Here is a 17,647-nt window from a genome sequence, read left to right on the forward strand (position 1 = left end):
GGCGAGGGCACCGCCGGTGCCGCGCCGGAGGCGCCGCCGGCCGTGCTGGGCGCCGTCTGGGCGATGGCCGGCCATGGGGCGAGAGCCAGCGCCACGGTGAGCGCGCGCGCGAGGGGATGCATCGGAAACCTTGCGAGGGAGGCTGAAGGGGAGGGCGGCCACGGACCGGGCCGCCGCGCCTCACCAAGCCCAGCGCGCGGCGGCGGTTCCCCGCCGCGCACCGCCGCCGGGGCCCGTCAGCGCCCGGTCGTCAGCAGGATCTTGCCCGAATGGCCGCTCGTCTCCATCAGTTCGTGGGCCTTGCGGGCGTCCTCCAGCGGGAAGGTCGCATGGACGATGGGGCGGATCTTTCCGGACTCGACGAGCGGCCAGACCTCCCGCGTCACGCCCTCGGCGATGGCGGCCTTCGCCTCCTTGGACTGCGCCCGCAGGGTCGCCCCGGTGATCGTCAGGCGCTTGAGCATGATCGGCGTCAGCGTCAGGCTCTCGGCCTTGTAGCCCTGCATGAAGGCGATCTGGACGAGCCGGCCCTCGACCGCGAGCGAGGCGATGTTCTTCTGGAGATAGGCCGCGCCCACCATGTCGAGGATCACGTCGACGCCCTTGCCCTCGGTGAGGCGCTTCAGCTCCTCGGCGAAATCGGCCTCGCGGTAGTTGATCGCGGCCTCCGCCCCCAGTTCCTCGCAGAAGCGGCACTTCTCGGCCGAGCCCGCGGTCGCGAAGACCCGGGCGCCGTGCTGGCGCGCGATCTGGATCGCGGTGGAGCCGATGCCGCTCGATCCGCCATGGACCAGGAAGGTCTCGCCCGGCTGCAGCCGCCCGCGCTGGATGACGGTGGAATAGACCGTGAAGACGGTCTCGGGCAGGCCCGCCGCCTCGGTGAGCGAGAGGGAGGCGGGCTTCCTGAGCACCTGCCCCGCCTCGGCCAGCGCGAACTCGGCATAGCCGCCGCTGATGAGGAGCGCGCAGACCTCGTCGCCCACGGCGAGCCCGCTCACGCCCTCGCCAAGCGCCGCGATGCGGCCGGCGATCTCCAGCCCCGGAATCTCGGTGGCGCCCTTGGGCGGCGGGTAGCTGCCCTGGCGCTGCATGAGGTCGGGCCGGTTGACGCCCGCGGCCACGACCTCGACGAGCACCTGACCGGCCCCCGGCTTCGGCACCGGGGCGGTCTCCACCCCGATCACCTCCGGCCCGCCCGCACCGCCGAAGCGGATCTGGCGCATGGTGTCGGGCGGGCTCTGGCTCGTCATCGGGAACTCCTGTCGGCGGATCGGGGCGCCCGCTCGCATGCCCGCACACATGGCGCGCGGGACGGCGCCCGTCGAGGCGTGCTAGACTGACGGTCCGAAGGTGACCGATGACGAAGCTGCTCGAACAGGCCGTCGAGGCGATACGCCGACTGCCCGCCGCCGATCAGGACACGATCGCCGAGGCCATGCTCGGCCTCGCTCGACTCGGCGCCGCAGACGACATCGACCCCGACCATCTCGAAGACGTTCTGGCTGGTCTTGCGGAGATCGAGCGGGGCGAGATCGCCTCAGAGGACGAAGTCGCGGCGGCCTTTCGCAGTTTCGAGCGGTGAAGCTGCAGGTCTCCCGTCGGGCTGTCGGGCAATTGTACCGGATCGCCGATTTCATTCACCGGCACGATCCGACGGCCGCCCTCAACGTGCAGCGGACCATCCGAGACGCGTTCCAGCTTCTGGCGGACTTTCCCGATGCCGGACGGATCGTCCGGCCGAACATCCGGCGATTCGTCGTTCCGCGATTGCCTGATCTGATCTATTACACCGTCAACACAACGGAGGATGCGGTCGTGATCGTGACGGTCCGCCACGCGGCCCGGCGGCGCCTGACCTAGGCAGGACCGCCTCACCGCGTCCCGTACATCCGGTCGCCGGCATCCCCCAGCCCCGGCACGATGTAGCCGTGCTCGTTGAGGTGGCTGTCGATCGACGCGGTCCAGACCGGCACGTCCGGATGCGCCGCCTGGAAATGGGCGATGCCCTCGGGCGCGGCGAGCAGGCAGACGAAGCGCAGGTCCCGGGCGCCCCGGCTCTTCAATCGCTCCACCGCGGCGACCGCCGAGTTGGCGGTGGCGAGCATCGGATCGAGCACCAGCACCGTGCGGTCGGCCAGATCCGACGGGCTCTTGAAGTAGTATTCCACCGCCTGGAGCGTGTCGGGATCGCGGTAGAGCCCGACATGGGCGACCCGGGCCGAGGGCATCAGCGAGAGCATCCCGTCGAGGAAGCCGACGCCGGCCCGCAGGATCGGGGCGAGCACGAGCTTCTTGCCGGCGATCTGGCGCCCCTCCATCGGCCCGATCGGCGTCTCGATGGAGATCGCTTCCAACGGGAGGTCGCGGGTCACCTCGTAGGCCAGCAGCATGCCGATCTCGTTGAGGAGTTCGCGAAACCCCTTCGTGGAGCGGTCGCGGTCGCGCATCATCGTCAGCTTGTGCTGGACGAGCGGATGATCGACCACCGTGACCGGCGCCGCCCCGGCGCTGCCTGCCCCCCTCGACATCGAACCTCCCTGGCGCCGGACCCTGTCGGCGCGGGCGCGACGATGCCACAGCCTGACGCCGGATGCCGAGACGCCCGCGCGGTTTTCCCGGCGGTTTCGACGGGACGGGGCCAGCCTGCTGGAGCGCCGGGCGCCGGAAGGCAGCACCGATGGCGTCAGGGACGGCGGCCGAGAGCCGCAGCGAGGGCTGATTTCTACGGCTTCGAGGCGGTCCCGACGATCGGCGGCGAGGGCCGACGGGCCGCAGGCGGGCCGCCCTCCGCCATGGCGACGCGACGCGGATCGGGGTGCGGACCAAAGTGCGGACCAGGACGCGGACACGCGACCGTTTGCAGCGCGCGACGGCTGGGGATCGCGGGGCGGGCCACGGAAACCGGGGGGCCGACCGGGGTTCCCGAAAGCCAGCCCTCGAAACGGTGCGCGACGGATCATCCATGGCAAAGCCCAAGGCTCAAACGAAGGCCCCGACGAAGGCGGCGACGCGCCGCGAGGCGGCGCCGGAGGTGGGGCTCGCCCCGCTGGTCCCCACGGGGGCGCTCGCGGTCGCCCTGCTCGATCTGGCGGGCGCGGCGCGGCCCCTCGTCCACGTGGCCCGGGACGCGCGCCGCCTGGAGACGATCGCCGCGGTGCTGCGGGCCCTGGCGCCGGAGCGGACGGTCGCAGTCTATCCCGAATGGGATTGCCTGCCTTTCGACCGCGCCTCGCCCTCGCGCGGCGTCATGGGCGCCCGGGCCGGGGTGCTGCGCTGGCTGACCGACCCGGCCTCACCCCCCGACATTCTCCTGACCACGGCGCCCGCCCTGTTGCAGCGGGTGCCCCCGCCGGAGGTCTGGGCCTCGGCCCATCTCGAGCTGCGCGTCGGCGATCGGCTCGATCCGGAGGCCCTTACCGCCGCCCTGCGGCGGCTCGGCTACGGCATCGACGACCGGGTCGACGAGCCCGGCGAGGTGGCGGTCCGGGGGCGGACCATCGACATCTTCCCCGCCGCCGCGCCGCTGCCCTGCCGGGTCGAGCATGCCGACGGCCGCATCACGGCGATCCGCTCCTACGATCCGGTGTCGCAGCGCTCCCGCGTCGAGACCGAGCGTCTGGTGATCGATCCCGCCAGCGAGATCGTCCCGGAGCCCGGTTCGGAGGCCGCGCCGCCCACGCCGTTCACGGGGCAGGAGCACCGGCTCCCGCGCCTCTACCCGCGGCTCGCCACCGTGCTCGACCCCGTGCCCGGCGCGCGCCTCGTGGTGGAGGCCGGGGTCGAGGCCCGCGTCGCCGCCTTCTTCGAGCAGCTCGCCGAGGCCCGCGAGGGTGCGGCGGAGGGTGCGGCGGAGGCGGACCTATACCTCACCCCCGAGGCGTGGCGGGCGCTTGTGGCGGAGCGCTGCCTCACGGAGGCCGACCCGGACGAGGGCGCGCGCGTGGCGCTGCCCGCCTTCGTCCACGAGCGTCGGCCCGCCGCGGCCTTCGCCCGGACCGTGGATGCGCGGCGCAAGGCCGGCGACCGGGTGGTGCTGGCCGGCCCCAAGGCGCCCCTGCGCCGCCTCGTGCGGGAGGCCGCCGCCCTCGGCGACAGCACGGTGCGCCTGATCGATGCCTGGAGCGAGGTCGCGGCGGCGCCCCCCGGCGCGATGCTGGCGCTCGAGGCCCCGGTCGAGGCAGGCTTTCACGTGCCCGGGGCGGACGCCACGGTGATCGCCGCCGCCGACCTGTTCGGCGGAGCGGTCGCGGGCGAAGCGCGTCGCGCCGCCGCGCTGCCGCTCGGGGAGGTCGAGCTGCGGGTCGGCGACGTGGCGATCGACCGCGACCACGGCCTGTGCGTGTTCGAGGGGCTCGCAACGATCCCGGGCGGCGAGGACGGGGCGGACGAGGACGCCCTGCGCCTGCGCTTCGCCGACGCGGCCCTCCTGATGGTCCCGGCCTCCCAAGCCGACCGGATCTGGCGCTACGGCTCGGAGACCGAGGCCGTCACCCTCGACCGGCTCGACGGCGGGACCTGGCCCCGGCGCCGCCTGGAGGCGGAAGCCGCCCTGGCCACGGCCGCCCGGGCGATGCTGACGGCCGCGGAGGACCGGCGGCGGGCCCGCGCGCCCGCGCTCGTCGCGCCCGAGCGCGAGATGGAGCGCTTCGCGGCCGGGTTCGGCCACCCGCTCACCGGCGATCAGGCGCGGGCGATCGATGCGGTTCTGGCCGACCTCGCCCGCGTGGAGCCGATGGACCGGCTGGTCTGCGGCGATGTCGGCTTCGGCAAGACCGAGGTGGCCCTGCGGGCCGCCGCCGCAGCCGTGTTCGCCGGCCGGCAGGTCGCCGTGATGGCGCCGACCACGGTGCTGGTGCGCCAGCATGTCGAGACCTTTCGGCGGCGCTTCGCCCGCTTCGGCATCGAGGTGGCGCATCTCTCGCGGCTGGTGCCGCCGGCCGAGGCCCGGCGGGTGAAGCAGGGCCTCGCCGACGGCACGGTGCGCCTCGTCGTCGGCACCCAGGCGCTCGCCGGGCGCGGCGTGCGCCTGCCCGATCTCGGCCTCGCGATCATCGACGAGGAGCAGCGCTTCGGCGCCAAGACCAAGGCCGCCTTGCGCCGCGCGGCGGGCGACGCCCATCTCCTGACGCTCAGCGCCACGCCGATCCCGCGCACCCTGCAGGCGGCGATGGTCGGCCTGCAGAGCCTGAGCGTGATCGCCACGCCGCCCGCCGTGCGCCAGCCGATCCGGACGGTGATCGCCCCCTTCGATGGAGAGAGCGTGCGGGCGGCGCTGACCCGCGAACACCGCCGCGGCGGCCAGAGCTTCGTGGTCTGCCCGCGCATCGAGGACATCGCCCCGATGGCGCAGCGCCTCGCCACCCTCGTTCCCGGCCTCACCGTGATCACGGCCCATGGCGGCATGCGGGCCGCCGACATGGACGCCGCGATGGTGCGCTTCGCCGAGGGCGAGGGCGACGTGCTGCTGGCCACCAGCATCATCGAGAGCGGGCTCGACGTGCCGCGGGCCAACACGATGCTGGTCTGGGACGCGGAGCGGTTCGGCCTCGCCCAGCTGCACCAGCTGCGCGGGCGGGTCGGGCGCGGGCAGCGGCGCGGGGCGGCCTACCTGTGCGGGCTCCCCGACACGCCGTTCTCGCCCGCCACCGAGAAACGGTTGCGGACGCTGGAGACCCTCGACCGGCTCGGGGCGGGCTTCGCCATCGCGGCCCGCGATCTCGACCTGCGGGGGGCGGGTGACCTCGTGGGCGAGGACCAGGCCGGTCACGTCACCCTCGTCGGCCTCGGGCTCTACCAGCACTTGCTGCAGCTGGCCCTGCGCGCCGCCAAGGGCGAGACGGCCGAGGACTGGACCCCGGAGGTGAAGCTCGGCCTGATCGGCCGCGTCCCCGCGGATTACGTGCCCGAGCCCGAGATCCGCCTGAGCCTCACCACCCGCCTGCTGCGCCTGGAAGCCGTGGAGGATCTCGACGCCCTGCACGACGAGATCGAGGACCGCTTCGGCGCCCCGCCGGAGCCGGTCGAGGCCCTCTTCACCCTGGCGCGCCTGCGGATCGCCTGCCGCGCCCTGGGGATCGCCCGCTTGACCGGCGGTCCGCAGGGGATCGCGGCGGATTTCCGCGCCGGCACGGCCCCGCCGATCATGCCGGTCTCGGACGCGATCACTCTGCGCGACGGGCGCGTGGTCCTGCGCCAGAGCAGCGACACCCCGCCGAGGCGGGCCGAGCAGGCCGCGGCTTTGCTGCGGACCTTGCGGGAGGCGCAGGATCGGCGCGGCTGAGCAAGCCTCGCCGGAGTCGTCCAAAGCGACCGTGGAGGGGCGTGGACTTCGGGTAAAAGCCACGCCCCTCATCGCGACCGGTCATCGCGCGATCGATTTGGCAAGGCATGCGCCCCACCTTTCCACTCCTGATTGACGAGGGGGATGGCGCCGTGTTCTCGCGTGCCTGCAACCGTTTCGGCAGTGGCACGCGCTCCCGCCGCTCAGGCGAGCTGCCAAACGCGACGCGACGCGTCATGAGCATGATCAGGAAGCTTTTCAGCGCGCTCGAACTTCCCCCGGCTCCTCCGACGAACACGGAGGCCGATCGCGAGCGCTTGGCTCGTGGCGTGGTTGCGGAACGCTCGCATGGAAATGTCCTGTTGCAGAGGGGACAATATTATACCAAAGAGGACATAGACGCGGAATACGAATCCGTCCGACGCTATGACTTAAAACCTACCGCAAAAGACCAGCGATAACTTCACAATCGCAAGCGATTATCGGAATTTCTTGGTCGAATACGACGAAGCGTCCGAGCTTTGTGCGAAGGTCCAGCTTTTCCGCAAGGCGGCCGGCATCCCCGCCATCAACGAGATGCGGTATGCGGGCTACCACCTCCGCTTTGCCTTCGACGATCAGGCGCAACTGCTCGATCAAGATCAGCTGCGAAAGGCGGGAGGCCATGCCCAGCGGGCGAGTTACGAGGCGGCCGAGGCGGGCCTTCTACTGGCCCTCGATGAGATCAATCTCTTCAAGGAAGATTATAAAAACGTCATCGTGACGGGCGATGTAAAGGATTACGTGGCGATCCTGGCAGATTGTGCCGAAGCACAGAGTCACCTGGGCGTTCAACACCATCTCGGCGATGGACAAATCCTCGATCACGTCCGGCATCGGCAGCTATTCGAAACGCTTCCGAAAGCGGCGAATACGCTGCATGCGGCACGGCCGGAAATCAACAAGCGCATGAATGAGTCGCGAACCGGCAAGGGGCGCTGGCTCATCACGACCCTCATCGCTCTGTGTGCCCTCATCGCGGCCTTCTTCAAGGAAAGACTCTGGGGGCTCATGGGGCCGTGAGTGCGGCGCACGATTCCGCGGTGAGGCGGGAACCGGCCGGCGGCGTGCCCGCGTGAAGAATCGGCCTCAGCGCCGGCCGAGCAGGCGCTTGGCCTCGGCGCGGGCGCGGTGGGCGAGGCGGGCGAGGTGCACGCGCTGCTCCAGGGTGAGCAGGCTGGGGCCGGGCGGCACGGCCAGGATCTCGGCGATGGTCTCGCGGTCGGGATAGAGGCTCTCCAGGACCGAGCCCGGCAGGGTGGCCGAGTCGAGACGGTCGGCGAAGGCGGTGTCGTGGAGGGCCCGGACGATGTCGGCCTCCAGCACCAGCCCCGGCGCCTGGGCACGCGAACCCTCGTCGTAGGCGGTCTTCAGGAGGAAGGCGGTCCCGCCCGCCACCAGGGCGAGGCTCGCCGCGATGGTCCGGCCGTCGAGACGCAGGAGGTCGGCGCGGACGGCGGGGGCCCCGTCCGCCCGGAACAGGGCCCGGGCGAGCGCCTCGGTGTCCGCACCGCACCGCAGGGCCGTGCCCGCCGCGCCCTTCCAGCCGGCCGCCTCCAGGGCCAGGAACTCCTCCAGGGCCTGCTCCAGGGCCGGACCCTCGGTCGCGGACACGAAGGCGAGCGTCCCACTCTCCCCGAGCCGCCGCCGCCGGCGGCGCAGGTCCTTCAGGCGGCCCCGGTGCGGATGGCCGGCGAGGAAGGCGGCGTGGTCCGCCCGCCGGTCGAGGACCGGGCGCGCGAACGCCGCCACCGTCGCCACGCCCCAGCCGGCCCGCGCCATCGCGGCCAGAAGGCCCGCGCCGAGGCGGCCGGCCACGGGCAGGAGCGGCCAGCGCCAGCAGCGCCCGCCCGAGGCCAGGGCGAGCCCCTCGACCAGGGCGTCGAGCCGATCGTCGAGAGCCGGCCCCTCGGCCACGAGCGGGAGGCTCGCGGTGACGAGGCGCGAGAGGAAGGGCTGGGCGACCGTGCCGCCGAGGCCGATCACGTCGGCGCGCAGCTCGAACGGCAGCACCGCCTCGAGCCCGTCCGTCCCGCGCACGACGACGGCGGCGAGGCCCGCGGGGGCGAGGCCGCTGGCCTGATGCGCCGCGATCGCGCGGCGGCCATAGAAGGGCTGGGGCGCGATCGCCCGGGCCGCGAGGGCGTTCCAGGCCTCGGGCTCGAGGGCGCCCACGCTCTCGACGGCAGCAGACCAGGGGCCGGGGGCGGGTGGACGGTGCAGGGGATGTCCCATCGTCAGGCGGCCCCGCGGCCCCAGGCGAAGGCCAGCGTCGAGATGCCGTGGACCGCCTTGGCGCCCGCCGCCATGGCGAAGCCCCGCAGGGCGGTGGCCCCCGCCATGGCGATCGCGGCCCCGATCATGCCGAGCGCGGGCACGAGGGCGAGGCACAGGAGGACGGCGAGCCCCAGCATGGCGAGGGTGATGCCGACGCAGAGGCGCTCGCCGCCGAGCATGATCAGGATATCCTCGCCGGGCCCAAACAGGCTCGCCGCGACGCCGCCCGCCACCAGGATCGCCAGCACCGGCAGGCTGTCGTGGAAATCCGAGCCGAACAGGCCGAGCAGGAGGGGGGCGGTCGCCAACACGCCGAGCCCGACCACCGCGGTGCCGAGGAAGGTCCAGCGCGCCTGGACCCGCACCAGAGCGGCGAGGCCCGCCTCGTCGCCCTCGGCGCGGGCGGCGGCGAAGCGCTGGGCGGTCGCGGCGGAGGCCGCATAGGAGACGAAGACCACGAATTGCTGGATGCGGGTGGCGGCGAAGTAGAGGCCCACCGCCGCGGGCGGGGCGAGGAAGCCCAGCAGGACCACGTCGACGAAGCCGAAGGCGCTGGCGGCGAGCTCGCCCGCCGCGATCGGCAGGCAGGCCCCGAGCCAGACCCGCCAGCGGGTGCGGCGAGGGCCCGGGGGCAGGCGACGGCGCAGGCGCACCAGCAGCACCACGCCCTGGACCGTCGCCGCGGCGCCGGTCGCCACCAGGGTGCAGGCGATGGCGACCCAGGCATGGGCCGGCGCGCCGAACAGCACGGCGGCGGCCATGCCCACCATGATCAGGCCCTGGCGCAGGAGGTAGGGCGGGGCGATGGCGAGGAGGGGCCAGCCCTGGCTTCGGGCCACGCCTTCGAGATAGTCCTGAAAGGCGAAGAGCGGCACGACGCAGACGGCGACCAGGATGAGTTCGCCGTAGGGACCGGCCAGCAGGCCGCCCTGCATCCGGGCGACCGCGAGGCCGGCCAGCGCCAGGACGAGCCCGCCCGCCGCGCTGGCGAAGGCGCCGCCGATTAGAAAGCCGCGCATCGCGGCGAGATCGCCTCGCGCCCGCTCGGCGGGCAGGAAGCGGCAGGCGCCCTGGCCGAGCCCGAGCGTCGCGGTGTGGCCGAGAATCGCGATCCAGACCCAGACGGTGGCGAAGATGCCGTATTCCGTGCCGCCCATCATGCGGGCCATCATGACCTGCGCGAGGTAGGCGAAGCCGGCCGCGGCGATGCGCAGCCCGAACACGCCCAGGGCGGCCTCGCCGGCGCCGTTGCGCGCGGCGCGCAGGCGCGCGAGGCCCCGGACGAGGGGATGCGAAGGGCCGGGGAGGGGACCGGCGATCGTCTCGTCCAGCGCCATGGCGCGTCCTTCACCGGGCACCGGCAGGGGACGGGGCCGGCACGCCCGAGCCGGAGCTTGCCGCAGGCGGCGTTTCGGGCGGGTTAAGCCCGGCGCAGGCGCGTGAGCCGCGGGATGCACCCGGGGCCGGTCGGTGGTCGACGGTCGCCCTTCCACAAGGTGGACTGCGCAGACGCGAGCCTCCGTCCCAAGGATGTCCGGTCATCCTCTGATCTGAGAAGGTCGCGTGTCCGTATTACCCCGCTCGCTCCTCAATATCCCAGTAGTTGTCCCAACCCACCGAGGCACGAAGCACGGCGGCGGCGATCGCACTCCGCTTCCGAGGGCGCGCGAAGACACGACTCAATTCCTGATTGATCCCCGTGATCAGACGACAAGCGCCCTCTCGGAGCCGCCTGCTCTGATCTTGGCGCGGCCTCGATGATCGACCTCGCAGAGATGTGTGTAATTCAGGTCGTCCTATCGGATAAAGGGAGCGTCGAACGCCTGGATCAGCCTCGATTCCGAGAACCCTTCCTCGCCCGCCGGCGTTGCGGTTCCGCTTGACGCCTGCCCCGCCCCGAACCGGCTTCGAACCCCGACCGTCACGAGGCCGTCTTTTGCCGTTCCGTCGTCCCCCGTCCGATCCTCCCGGGAAGGGCCGCACCGTATTCCGCGCGTGGGAGGATCGCCCCGGCCCTCGGCGTGAGGGCGCGTCGCATCGGTCCGCAGCCCGGGGCCCGCGGGCCATCGGCACGGCGACGTCGCGATGGTGACGCTGGCAAGCCTCACCTGTCTGGTGGCGGGCACGGTGCTGGCAGGCTGCGCCCACCGCTTCGCCACGCGGGCGGCCTTGGCCGAGACCGCGGCGGGGGTCCTGCTGATCCTCGGGCTCGTCCTGATCGGCCTCGGGCTGCCGGTGTTCCGGTAACGCGCGCCCCGAGCGGCCGGGCCGTTACGGGGACGCGCTCCGCCGCGCCGCGAGCCGGGCCTCGATCGCGTCCCAGATCGGTCCGGCGAGATCAGGGCCGCCGAGGCGGCGGATGGTGCGCACGCCGGTCGGGGAGGTCACGTTGATCTCGGTCAGGTGGCCGTCGATCACGTCGATGCCGACGAGGATCAGGCCGCGCCGCCGCAGCTCCGGGCCGATCTTGGCGCAGATCTCGCGCTCGCGCTCGGTCAGGTCGGACGGGCCGGCCGCGCCGCCGCGCACCATGTTGGAGCGGATGTCGCCCCGGGCCGGCACCCGGTTGATCGCCCCCATCGGCTCGCCGTCGACGAGGATGATGCGCTTGTCGCCCTCGGTGATCTTCTCGAGGAAGCGCTGCACCACCCATTGCTCGCGGAAGGTCACCGAGAACAGGTCGAACATCGAGCCGAAATTCGGGTCCTCCTCGGAGACCCGGAACACCGCCGCCCCGCCATGGCCGTGCAGCGGCTTCATCACGATGGTGCCGTGCTCGGCCCGGAACGCCTCGATCTCCGCCCGGTCGCGGGAGATCAGGGTCGGGGGCATCAGGTCGGGGAAGTCGAGGACGAACAGCTTCTCGGGGGCGTTCCGAACCTCGACGGGATCGTTCACCACCAGGGTGCGGTCGGCGATCCTCTCCAGCATGTGGGTGGCCGTCACATAGGCCATGTCGAAGGGCGGATCCTGGCGCATCAGCACCACGTCGACCGTGGCGAGGTCGATCCGCTCCGGCGGGAGAAGCGTCGCGTGCGCGCCCTCGACATCCTGCACGGTCACCGGCGTGGCGGTGGCCGTCACGAGCCGGCCCTGCATCGACAGCCGGTCGGGCGTGTAGGTGTAGAGGCGATGGCCGCGCGCCTGCGCCTCCAGCATGAGGCCGAAGGTGGTGTCGCCCGCGATGCGGATCGACTGGATCGGGTCCATCTGGACCGCGACGGTCAGCGCCATGCTCTCGTCCCCGGAAGCTTGCTCGATGTCTCTGGCCGGATGCCCGCGCGCCGTTGGCGCGGGAGGCGAGGCGGGCCGATCTACGCCGTCTCGCGGCGTCCGAGACCCCGCGAGGAATCCGGGACGGCGCGCCGCCCGCATCGGCCCGGGCGGGAGGGGTCAGCTCCTCGAAACCGCGGATGCGGCACCGGAGCCGAGAGCGCCGTCCCGGATCCGATCTCTCGGACGGCTCCGAGCCTCTGTCGTGGGGCGCCTCTGTCGTGGGGCGCGCTGGCGCCGAACCGGCATCCCCTTCGGCGGAAGAGCGCTCTAGTCCTCGGGCTGCGCGCCGCGGGAGGAGCGGCCGCGGGGCTGGGAGGCGCCGCCGCCGCTGCGCCGGTCGTAATCCGAGATCGCCGAGCGGCATTCGGGCGAGAGGCGCGCGCGGTTGCGGTTCATGCAGGATTCCGCGTCCGGGCTGTTGGGATCGACGCCAGCGCAGAGGCGGAAATAGTCGTTGGCGCAGCCGAGCTGCAGCCCCTGATCCTCGCGCTGCGCCTGGGCCGGGGTCGCGGCCAGGGCCATGAGGGCGAAGGGGGCGAGTCTCAGGGCCGCGGCCAATCCACGCGACGGACCGCGGGGTCGCCTGCCAAGTCGTGAGAAGTCCGGACGCATCCTGCCTTGTCCTTCGCTCGATCAAGAGGGCTGAAGCCCCGCATATCGGGCATTGCCGCGGGTTAGCAAGCGCAGCACGTCGATGGGTGCGGTGCCCATCCCGCGCGGTGGGGGGCCGGCCGGCCCGCGGGGAACCCATCGAAAAACGGCCCCGCGGCGGCTGCGCCCGGGGCCGAAGTCGAGGGAGGAAACGCCCGCCATGGGCCGAAACCACGATGCAAGGAGTGGGCCGCACGGCCACAGCTCCGCCCCTGCGACGCCTCGACGCCGGGCTGGAAACACTCCGTTAACCACGTCGTGCTGAGCATGGCTGCAGACCGCTCGGCCGGACGGCTCCTCCGTCCAAGGAGCGCCGTCCCCGGTCCGCGTCGCTCCTCGAGGGCGCGCCCTGCCCGGGGACGGGCTTCCGCCGCCACCCATCACGACGGGGCCACGCCCATGACGCCTTCGACGCCTTCCATCCAGCGCCCGCCGATCCCCGCCCGCGAGCGGAACACGGCCGGCTCCGTGGTGCCGTTCCGCACGGCGCCCGCCCGCCGCCTGCGCCGCGACGAGGCGGCGGATGCGCCGCGCGGCCAGATCCTGCTGTTCACGGGCGTGCGCTACGAGAGGCTGCCGGAGGTGGACGCTCCGGCGGTCCCGCAGCGCCGCCGCAAGTGACCCGCGGGGGCGGCGGCCGCCGCCTTCCCCTCCTGCTCGCCCCCCTGCTGACCCCCTGGCTCCTGGCCTCCTGTGCCCAGGAGGGCGATTTCGGGCGGCCGGCCAAGAGCGCCTGGAACGGGCTCGTCGAGACCACCGGCACGCTCGCGGCCCGCGAGCGCGGGGAACCGGCCTCGGCCTCGCCGCTGACCGACGACGAGGCGCTCCTGCGCGACCGGGCGTGGCGCTTCCTGATGCCGGCGCAGCCGCGCGCGGCCTTCGAGGACGCCCTGGCCAACCTCACCCGGGTGCGCGCCCTGCCGCCGGCTTGGCGGCCCGCCGACATCCCGGCCTATCACGAAGGGTTGATCGCCGGGCCGTTCCGCTCGCCGGTCTCCCGCTATCGCCGCCTCTCGGAGGACGCGACCGCCGATGCCCGCCTGATCCAGGCCTTCGCCGGCGTGGCGGAGCGCGTGTTCGAAGCCGACGCGATGCGGCTGCGGGCGCTGCCGCTGGCGCGCAGCCTCGACGAGTGGGATCTGCGGCAGGCCGCCATGCGGGTCGCCGAGAACCGCTGCCTCGTCGCCTGGATGCGCCTGGAAACCGGCCTTCGCCTCGCGGGCTATCGCTACGCCCTCGAGCATTTTCTGGTCGAGATGCCCGGCCGCGAGGCAGTGCCTGCCGAGCAGGCACTCGCCTTCCTCGAGGCGCGGCGCCGGCTGCTCGACCCGCTGCTGCCCCCGGAGGCCGCCGCGCGCTGCGGCCTCGCCGAGCCCGCCGCCACCGAGGCCACCCTGGCCCCGCCGGTGGTGGCCAAGTATTAGACTCCCCCCTTCAGGCGCGGCTCGACCCCGAAACACGCAGGCACCCATGCGAACCATCGTCTACGCGGATGGCGGCTGCGATCCCAATCCCGGCCCCGGCGGCTGGGGCGCGGTGATCCAGGACCCCGCCCGCACGGTCGAGCTGCGCGGCGGCGAGCGGGCCACCACCAACAACCGCATGGAGCTGACCGCCGCGATCAGCGCCCTCGAACACTTCCCCGAAGGCGCGCAGATCGAGATGCGCTGCGACAGCCAGTACGTGGTGAAGTCCGTCACCGAGTGGATGCGCGGCTGGAAGGCGCGCGGCTGGCGCACCGCCACCGGTCCGGTGAAGAACATCGACCTGATGCAGCGCCTCGACGCGCTGGCCTCCGCCCGCGACGTGCGCTGGACCTGGGTGCGCGGCCATGCGGGCGAGGCCGGCAACGAGCGCGCCGACCGCCTCGCGACGCTCGGCCGCCGCGAGGCGCTGCTGGGCATCACCGGCCCGACGGCGTCCACGGCCGCTCCCTCGACCGCCCCCTCGGCCACATCCGCCGCCGCGCTGGCCCCCCCGCCGGCCGCGTCCGTCCCGAACGAGGCCGGGACCGCTCCGATGAGCCTCGGCAGCGATCTGGCCCATGCCGTCGCCCGCGCCGCCGCCCGGGCCGGCACGACGCCCCAGGCCTATCTGGAGGAGGCGGTGCGCCTCGCCCTCGATCTCGGCCCCGAGGGCATCGCCCGGGTCCGGGGCGGGCTGACGCGCAAGGCCTCCTGACGGGCCGAGGCGATGGAGCCCGCCTTTTTCGACCGGCCGGCGGCGACGGTGGCGGCCGCGTTGATCGGGCATGTCCTTCTGGTCGAGGGGGTCGGCGGCGCCATCGTCGAGACCGAGGCCTACGACCGTTCGGACCCGGCCTCGCACAGCGTCTCCGGCCCGACCCGGCGCAATGCCAGCATGTTCGGGCCGCCGGGACGCGCCTACGTCTACCGCTCCTACGGCCTGCACTGGTGCCTCAACCTCGTCTGCGAGACCGGCAGCGCCGTGCTGCTGCGGGCGCTGGCGCCGGGCGACGGCCTCGCGGCGATGCGGGCGCGGCGCGGCCTCGACGACCCGCGGCGCCTCTGCGCCGGGCCGGGCCGCCTCGCCCAGGCGCTCGGCATCGAGGGCGCGCATGACGGCGCCCCGCTCGACCGGGCGCCGTTCGGATGGCGGCCCCCGGAGGGGCCGGTGACGGTGGCGGCGACGACCCGCATCGGCATCACCAAGGGGGTCGAGACGCCGTGGCGCTTCGTGTGGGCGGGCTCGCCCTATCTGAGCCGGCCGCTGCCGCGGCCAAGGTCAGCGATACGATGAGGCGCCACCCGCGCGCGACGGCGAGGGTGCCGGATCCGCTGTGTCCGAAAGCCGGCCGCCGCCTGGGCCGGCGCGCGCCGGGGGTCCCCGTCGATCCCCGGCGCTCGGCCGTGACGCCTCAAGCGAGGGCTTCGACCACCGTGAGGGCCGTCATGTTGACGATGCCCCGGACCGTGCTGGTGGGCGTGAGGATGTGGATCGGCTTGGCCGCGCCGAGCAGGATCGGCCCGACGCTGACGCCCTGGCCGGCCACCACCTTCAAGGCGTTGAAGGTGATGTGGGCCGCCCCCAGGTTCGGCATGATGAGGAGGTTGGCCTCCGCCGTGAGCCGGGATCCGGGGAAGACCCGGTTCATCAGGGACATGCTCAGCGCGACGTCGGCATGCATCTCACCCTCGACCTCCAGGTCCGGCTCCCGCCGGGTGATGAGGTCCAGCGCCCGGCGCATCTTCGCGGCGGCGGGATCCTCGGCCGTCCCGAGATTCGAATGCGACACCAGGGCGGCGCGGGGCGTCAGGCCGAAGCGGCGCATCGCCTCCGCGGCGAGATGGGTCATCTCCGCCAGTTCCGCGGCCGTCGGATCGAGGTTGACGAAGGTGTCGCAGATGAAGAGCGTGTGCCGCGGCAATTGGAGGAGGTTCATGGCCGCGAAGCCGCCTGCGCCCTCCTTCAGGCCGATCACCGTCTCGACGGTGCGCAGGTGGGCCGCGTAGGTCCCCGAGGTGCCGCAGATCAGCCCGTCGGCCCTGCCGGCCTTCACCAGCGCGGCCCCGATCGCGGTGCCGTCGCGGCCCCCCTCGCCCTCGGTGGCCGCGTCGCCGTGCACGTCCACGTCGCGGCCGATGTCGAGCCGGAGACCGAGCTGGCCGATTTTGGCGCGGATGGCGTCCGCGCGCCCGACCAGGACGGGCCGGGCCAGACCCTCGTCCACCACCACCTGCGCCGCGCGCAGCACGATGTCGCTCTCGCCTTCGGCGTAGACGATCCGCTTCGTCTCCGCCCCGGCCGCCGCCGCGAAGATCGGCTGCATCACCGTGCCGGAGGTGTAGACGTAGCGCTGGAGCGAGCGCCTGTAGCTCTCCACGTCGGCGAAGGGCCGGCTCGCCACGCCGCTGTCGATGGCGGCCTGGGCCACGGCCGGCGCCACCTTGAGGATCAGGCGCGGATCGAACGGGCGCGGGATCAGGTAATCGGGCCCGAAATGGATGTCCTGGGTTCCGTAGGCGGCGGCCACCACGTCCGACGGCTCGGCCTGGGCCAGTTCGGCGATGGCGTGGACCGCGGCGAGCTTCATCGCTTCATTGATGGTCGAGGCGCCGACATCGAGCGCCCCGCGGAAGATGAAGGGGAAGCAGAGGACGTTGTTGACCTGGTTCGGGTAGTCGGAGCGCCCGGTGGCGATGATCGCGTCGGGGCGCACCGCCTTGGCCGCCTCGGGTCGGATCTCGGGGTCGGGGTTGGCGAGCGCCAGGATCAGCGGCCGCTCGGCCATGGTCCCGACCATCTCGGGCGTGAGCACGCCGGCCATCGAGACGCCGAGGAACACGTCGGCACCGTGCATCGCGTCGGCGAGCGAGCGCGCGTCGGTGTCCCGGGCGTAGAGGGCCTTCTGCGCGTCGAGCTGGGCGAGCCGGCTCGTGCTGAGCACGCCGCGGCTGTCGGTGACGAGGATGTTCTCCTTGCGCACCCCCAGCCCCACGACGATGTTGAGACAGGCGATGGCCGCGGCGCCCGCGCCCGAGCAGACGAGCTTCACGTCCTCGATGCGCTTGCCGATCACCTTGAGGCCGTTCAGCAGCGCCGCCGCGGCGACGATGGCGGTGCCGTGCTGGTCGTCGTGGAAGACCGGGATCTTCATGCGCTCCCGGAGCTTCGTCTCGACGATGAAGCACTCGGGCGCCTTGATGTCTTCGAGGTTGATCCCGCCGAAGGTCGGCTCGAGCGCGGCGATGATCTCGACCAGCTTGTCGGGATCGGTCTCGTCGACTTCGATGTCGAACACGTCGATGCCGGCGAACTTGCGGAACAGGCAGCCCTTGCCCTCCATCACCGGCTTGCCGGCCAGCGCGCCGATATTGCCCAGCCCGAGCACGGCCGTGCCGTTCGAGATCACGGCGACGAGGTTGCCGCGCGCGGTGAGGTTCGAGGCCTCGCGCGGATCGTCCTTGATGGCGAGGCAGGCGGCGGCGACGCCGGGCGAGTAGGCGAGCGCGAGGTCGCGCTGGGTGGTCATGTCCTTCGTGGGCAGGACGGTGATTTTCCCCGGGCTGGGGTAGCGGTGATAGTCCAAAGCGGCCTGAGTCAGGGCGTCGATCGCGCCGGCATCGGCCCCGTCACGGGTCGCGGGGTGGGTCTCACGCATGA

General features: G+C 72.9%; 16 protein-coding genes. 9 read left to right on the forward strand and 7 right to left on the reverse strand.

The features are described 5' to 3' along the window. Positions 1 to 236 precede the first annotated feature (236 nt). Positions 237 to 1,250, reverse strand: a complete 1,014-nt coding sequence (locus LW587_RS09115) for an NAD(P)H-quinone oxidoreductase (protein ID WP_232629272.1) — start codon at positions 1,248 to 1,250, stop codon at positions 237 to 239. A 107-nt stretch (positions 1,251 to 1,357) separates the two neighbouring features. Between LW587_RS09115 and LW587_RS09120 the strand changes: the two genes are divergently transcribed. Beyond that, complete coding sequence (locus LW587_RS09120; protein WP_232629273.1) at positions 1,358 to 1,582, forward strand: hypothetical protein; 225 nt, start codon at positions 1,358 to 1,360, stop codon at positions 1,580 to 1,582. Next, positions 1,579 to 1,860 (forward strand): type II toxin-antitoxin system RelE/ParE family toxin, encoded by a 282-nt coding sequence (locus tag LW587_RS09125; protein ID WP_232629274.1) that lies wholly within the window; start codon positions 1,579 to 1,581, stop codon positions 1,858 to 1,860. The genes LW587_RS09120 and LW587_RS09125 overlap by 4 nt, the downstream gene beginning before the upstream one ends. Before the next feature lie 11 nt (positions 1,861 to 1,871). Here LW587_RS09125 and upp read toward each other — a convergent pair whose 3' ends face one another. Next, on the reverse strand, positions 1,872 to 2,528 hold the full coding sequence (gene upp / locus LW587_RS09130; RefSeq protein WP_232629275.1) for a uracil phosphoribosyltransferase: 657 nt from the start codon (positions 2,526 to 2,528) through the stop codon (positions 1,872 to 1,874). Between the two features lie 434 nt (positions 2,529 to 2,962). On the opposite strand from upp, the gene LW587_RS09135 reads away from it, so the two are divergent. Next, positions 2,963 to 6,280, forward strand: coding sequence for a helicase-related protein (locus LW587_RS09135; protein WP_232629276.1), 3,318 nt, complete (start codon positions 2,963 to 2,965; stop codon positions 6,278 to 6,280). 492 nt (positions 6,281 to 6,772) lie between these two features. Then, positions 6,773 to 7,342: a hypothetical protein gene (locus tag LW587_RS09140; RefSeq protein WP_232629277.1), complete on the forward strand. Its 570-nt coding sequence runs from the start codon at positions 6,773 to 6,775 to the stop codon at positions 7,340 to 7,342. Positions 7,343 to 7,408: 66 nt separating this feature from the next. On the opposite strand, the gene LW587_RS09145 is transcribed toward LW587_RS09140, so the two are convergent. Together LW587_RS09145 and LW587_RS09150 are read right to left on the reverse strand one after the other, a co-directional pair. After that, positions 7,409 to 8,554, reverse strand: coding sequence for a GNAT family N-acetyltransferase (locus tag LW587_RS09145; RefSeq protein WP_232629278.1), 1,146 nt, complete (start codon positions 8,552 to 8,554; stop codon positions 7,409 to 7,411). Positions 8,555 to 8,556: 2 nt separating this feature from the next. After that, on the reverse strand, positions 8,557 to 9,933 hold the full coding sequence (locus tag LW587_RS09150; protein WP_232629279.1) for a lipopolysaccharide biosynthesis protein: 1,377 nt from the start codon (positions 9,931 to 9,933) through the stop codon (positions 8,557 to 8,559). Between the two features lie 748 nt (positions 9,934 to 10,681). Between LW587_RS09150 and LW587_RS09155 the strand changes: the two genes are divergently transcribed. Continuing rightward, complete coding sequence (locus tag LW587_RS09155) at positions 10,682 to 10,843, forward strand: hypothetical protein (protein ID WP_232629280.1); 162 nt, start codon at positions 10,682 to 10,684, stop codon at positions 10,841 to 10,843. A gap of 24 nt (positions 10,844 to 10,867) precedes the next feature. Here LW587_RS09155 and gshB read toward each other — a convergent pair whose 3' ends face one another. Both gshB and LW587_RS09165 read right to left on the reverse strand, forming a co-directional pair. Continuing rightward, on the reverse strand, positions 10,868 to 11,830 hold the full coding sequence (gene gshB, locus LW587_RS09160; RefSeq protein WP_232629281.1) for a glutathione synthase: 963 nt from the start codon (positions 11,828 to 11,830) through the stop codon (positions 10,868 to 10,870). A 309-nt stretch (positions 11,831 to 12,139) separates the two neighbouring features. Then, entirely contained in the window at positions 12,140 to 12,484 is a 345-nt protein-coding gene (locus LW587_RS09165; protein WP_332839829.1) for a hypothetical protein, read from the reverse strand. Positions 12,485 to 12,922: 438 nt separating this feature from the next. Between LW587_RS09165 and LW587_RS09170 the strand changes: the two genes are divergently transcribed. The 4 genes from LW587_RS09170 to LW587_RS09185 are packed head-to-tail and all read left to right on the forward strand — an operon-like array spanning position 12,923 to position 15,283. Then, positions 12,923 to 13,144 (forward strand): hypothetical protein, encoded by a 222-nt coding sequence (locus LW587_RS09170; RefSeq protein ID WP_232629283.1) that lies wholly within the window; start codon positions 12,923 to 12,925, stop codon positions 13,142 to 13,144. Continuing rightward, positions 13,141 to 13,947 carry a hypothetical protein gene (locus LW587_RS09175; RefSeq protein WP_442919108.1) on the forward strand — a complete coding sequence of 269 codons (807 nt, stop codon included), beginning with the start codon at positions 13,141 to 13,143 and terminating at the stop codon, positions 13,945 to 13,947. Before LW587_RS09170 ends, LW587_RS09175 begins: the two co-directional genes overlap by 4 nt. A gap of 46 nt (positions 13,948 to 13,993) precedes the next feature. After that, positions 13,994 to 14,704, forward strand: coding sequence for a ribonuclease HI (rnhA, locus tag LW587_RS09180; RefSeq protein WP_232629284.1), 711 nt, complete (start codon positions 13,994 to 13,996; stop codon positions 14,702 to 14,704). Between the two features lie 12 nt (positions 14,705 to 14,716). Continuing rightward, on the forward strand, positions 14,717 to 15,283 hold the full coding sequence (locus tag LW587_RS09185; RefSeq protein ID WP_232629285.1) for a DNA-3-methyladenine glycosylase: 567 nt from the start codon (positions 14,717 to 14,719) through the stop codon (positions 15,281 to 15,283). A 118-nt stretch (positions 15,284 to 15,401) separates the two neighbouring features. Here LW587_RS09185 and LW587_RS09190 read toward each other — a convergent pair whose 3' ends face one another. Next, positions 15,402 to 17,645 carry an NADP-dependent malic enzyme gene (locus LW587_RS09190; RefSeq protein WP_232629286.1) on the reverse strand — a complete coding sequence of 748 codons (2,244 nt, stop codon included), beginning with the start codon at positions 17,643 to 17,645 and terminating at the stop codon, positions 15,402 to 15,404. Positions 17,646 to 17,647 lie beyond the last annotated feature (2 nt).

Origin of the sequence: Methylobacterium sp. Leaf118 (genome assembly GCF_920984675.1) — a bacterium.
Classification (GTDB): Bacteria; Pseudomonadota; Alphaproteobacteria; order Rhizobiales; family Beijerinckiaceae; genus Methylobacterium.

Bases quoted from the DNA above. Each gene is read 5' to 3' on its own strand.
- LW587_RS09115 (WP_232629272.1), bottom strand. From the start codon at position 1,250: ATGACGAGCCAGAGCCCGCCCGACACCATGCGCCAGATCCGCTTCGGC.
- LW587_RS09120 (WP_232629273.1), top strand. From the start codon at position 1,358: ATGACGAAGCTGCTCGAACAGGCCGTCGAGGCGATACGCCGACTGCCC.
- upp (WP_232629275.1), bottom strand. From the start codon at position 2,528: ATGTCGAGGGGGGCAGGCAGCGCCGGGGCGGCGCCGGTCACGGTGGTC.
- LW587_RS09135 (WP_232629276.1), top strand. From the start codon at position 2,963: ATGGCAAAGCCCAAGGCTCAAACGAAGGCCCCGACGAAGGCGGCGACG.
- LW587_RS09145 (WP_232629278.1), bottom strand. From the start codon at position 8,554: ATGGGACATCCCCTGCACCGTCCACCCGCCCCCGGCCCCTGGTCTGCT.
- LW587_RS09150 (WP_232629279.1), bottom strand. From the start codon at position 9,933: ATGGCGCTGGACGAGACGATCGCCGGTCCCCTCCCCGGCCCTTCGCAT.
- LW587_RS09155 (WP_232629280.1), top strand. From the start codon at position 10,682: ATGGTGACGCTGGCAAGCCTCACCTGTCTGGTGGCGGGCACGGTGCTG.
- gshB (WP_232629281.1), bottom strand. From the start codon at position 11,830: ATGGCGCTGACCGTCGCGGTCCAGATGGACCCGATCCAGTCGATCCGC.
- LW587_RS09165 (WP_332839829.1), bottom strand. From the start codon at position 12,484: ATGCGTCCGGACTTCTCACGACTTGGCAGGCGACCCCGCGGTCCGTCG.
- LW587_RS09170 (WP_232629283.1), top strand. From the start codon at position 12,923: ATGACGCCTTCGACGCCTTCCATCCAGCGCCCGCCGATCCCCGCCCGC.
- rnhA (WP_232629284.1), top strand. From the start codon at position 13,994: ATGCGAACCATCGTCTACGCGGATGGCGGCTGCGATCCCAATCCCGGC.
- LW587_RS09185 (WP_232629285.1), top strand. From the start codon at position 14,717: ATGGAGCCCGCCTTTTTCGACCGGCCGGCGGCGACGGTGGCGGCCGCG.
- LW587_RS09190 (WP_232629286.1), bottom strand. From the start codon at position 17,645: ATGCGTGAGACCCACCCCGCGACCCGTGACGGGGCCGATGCCGGCGCG.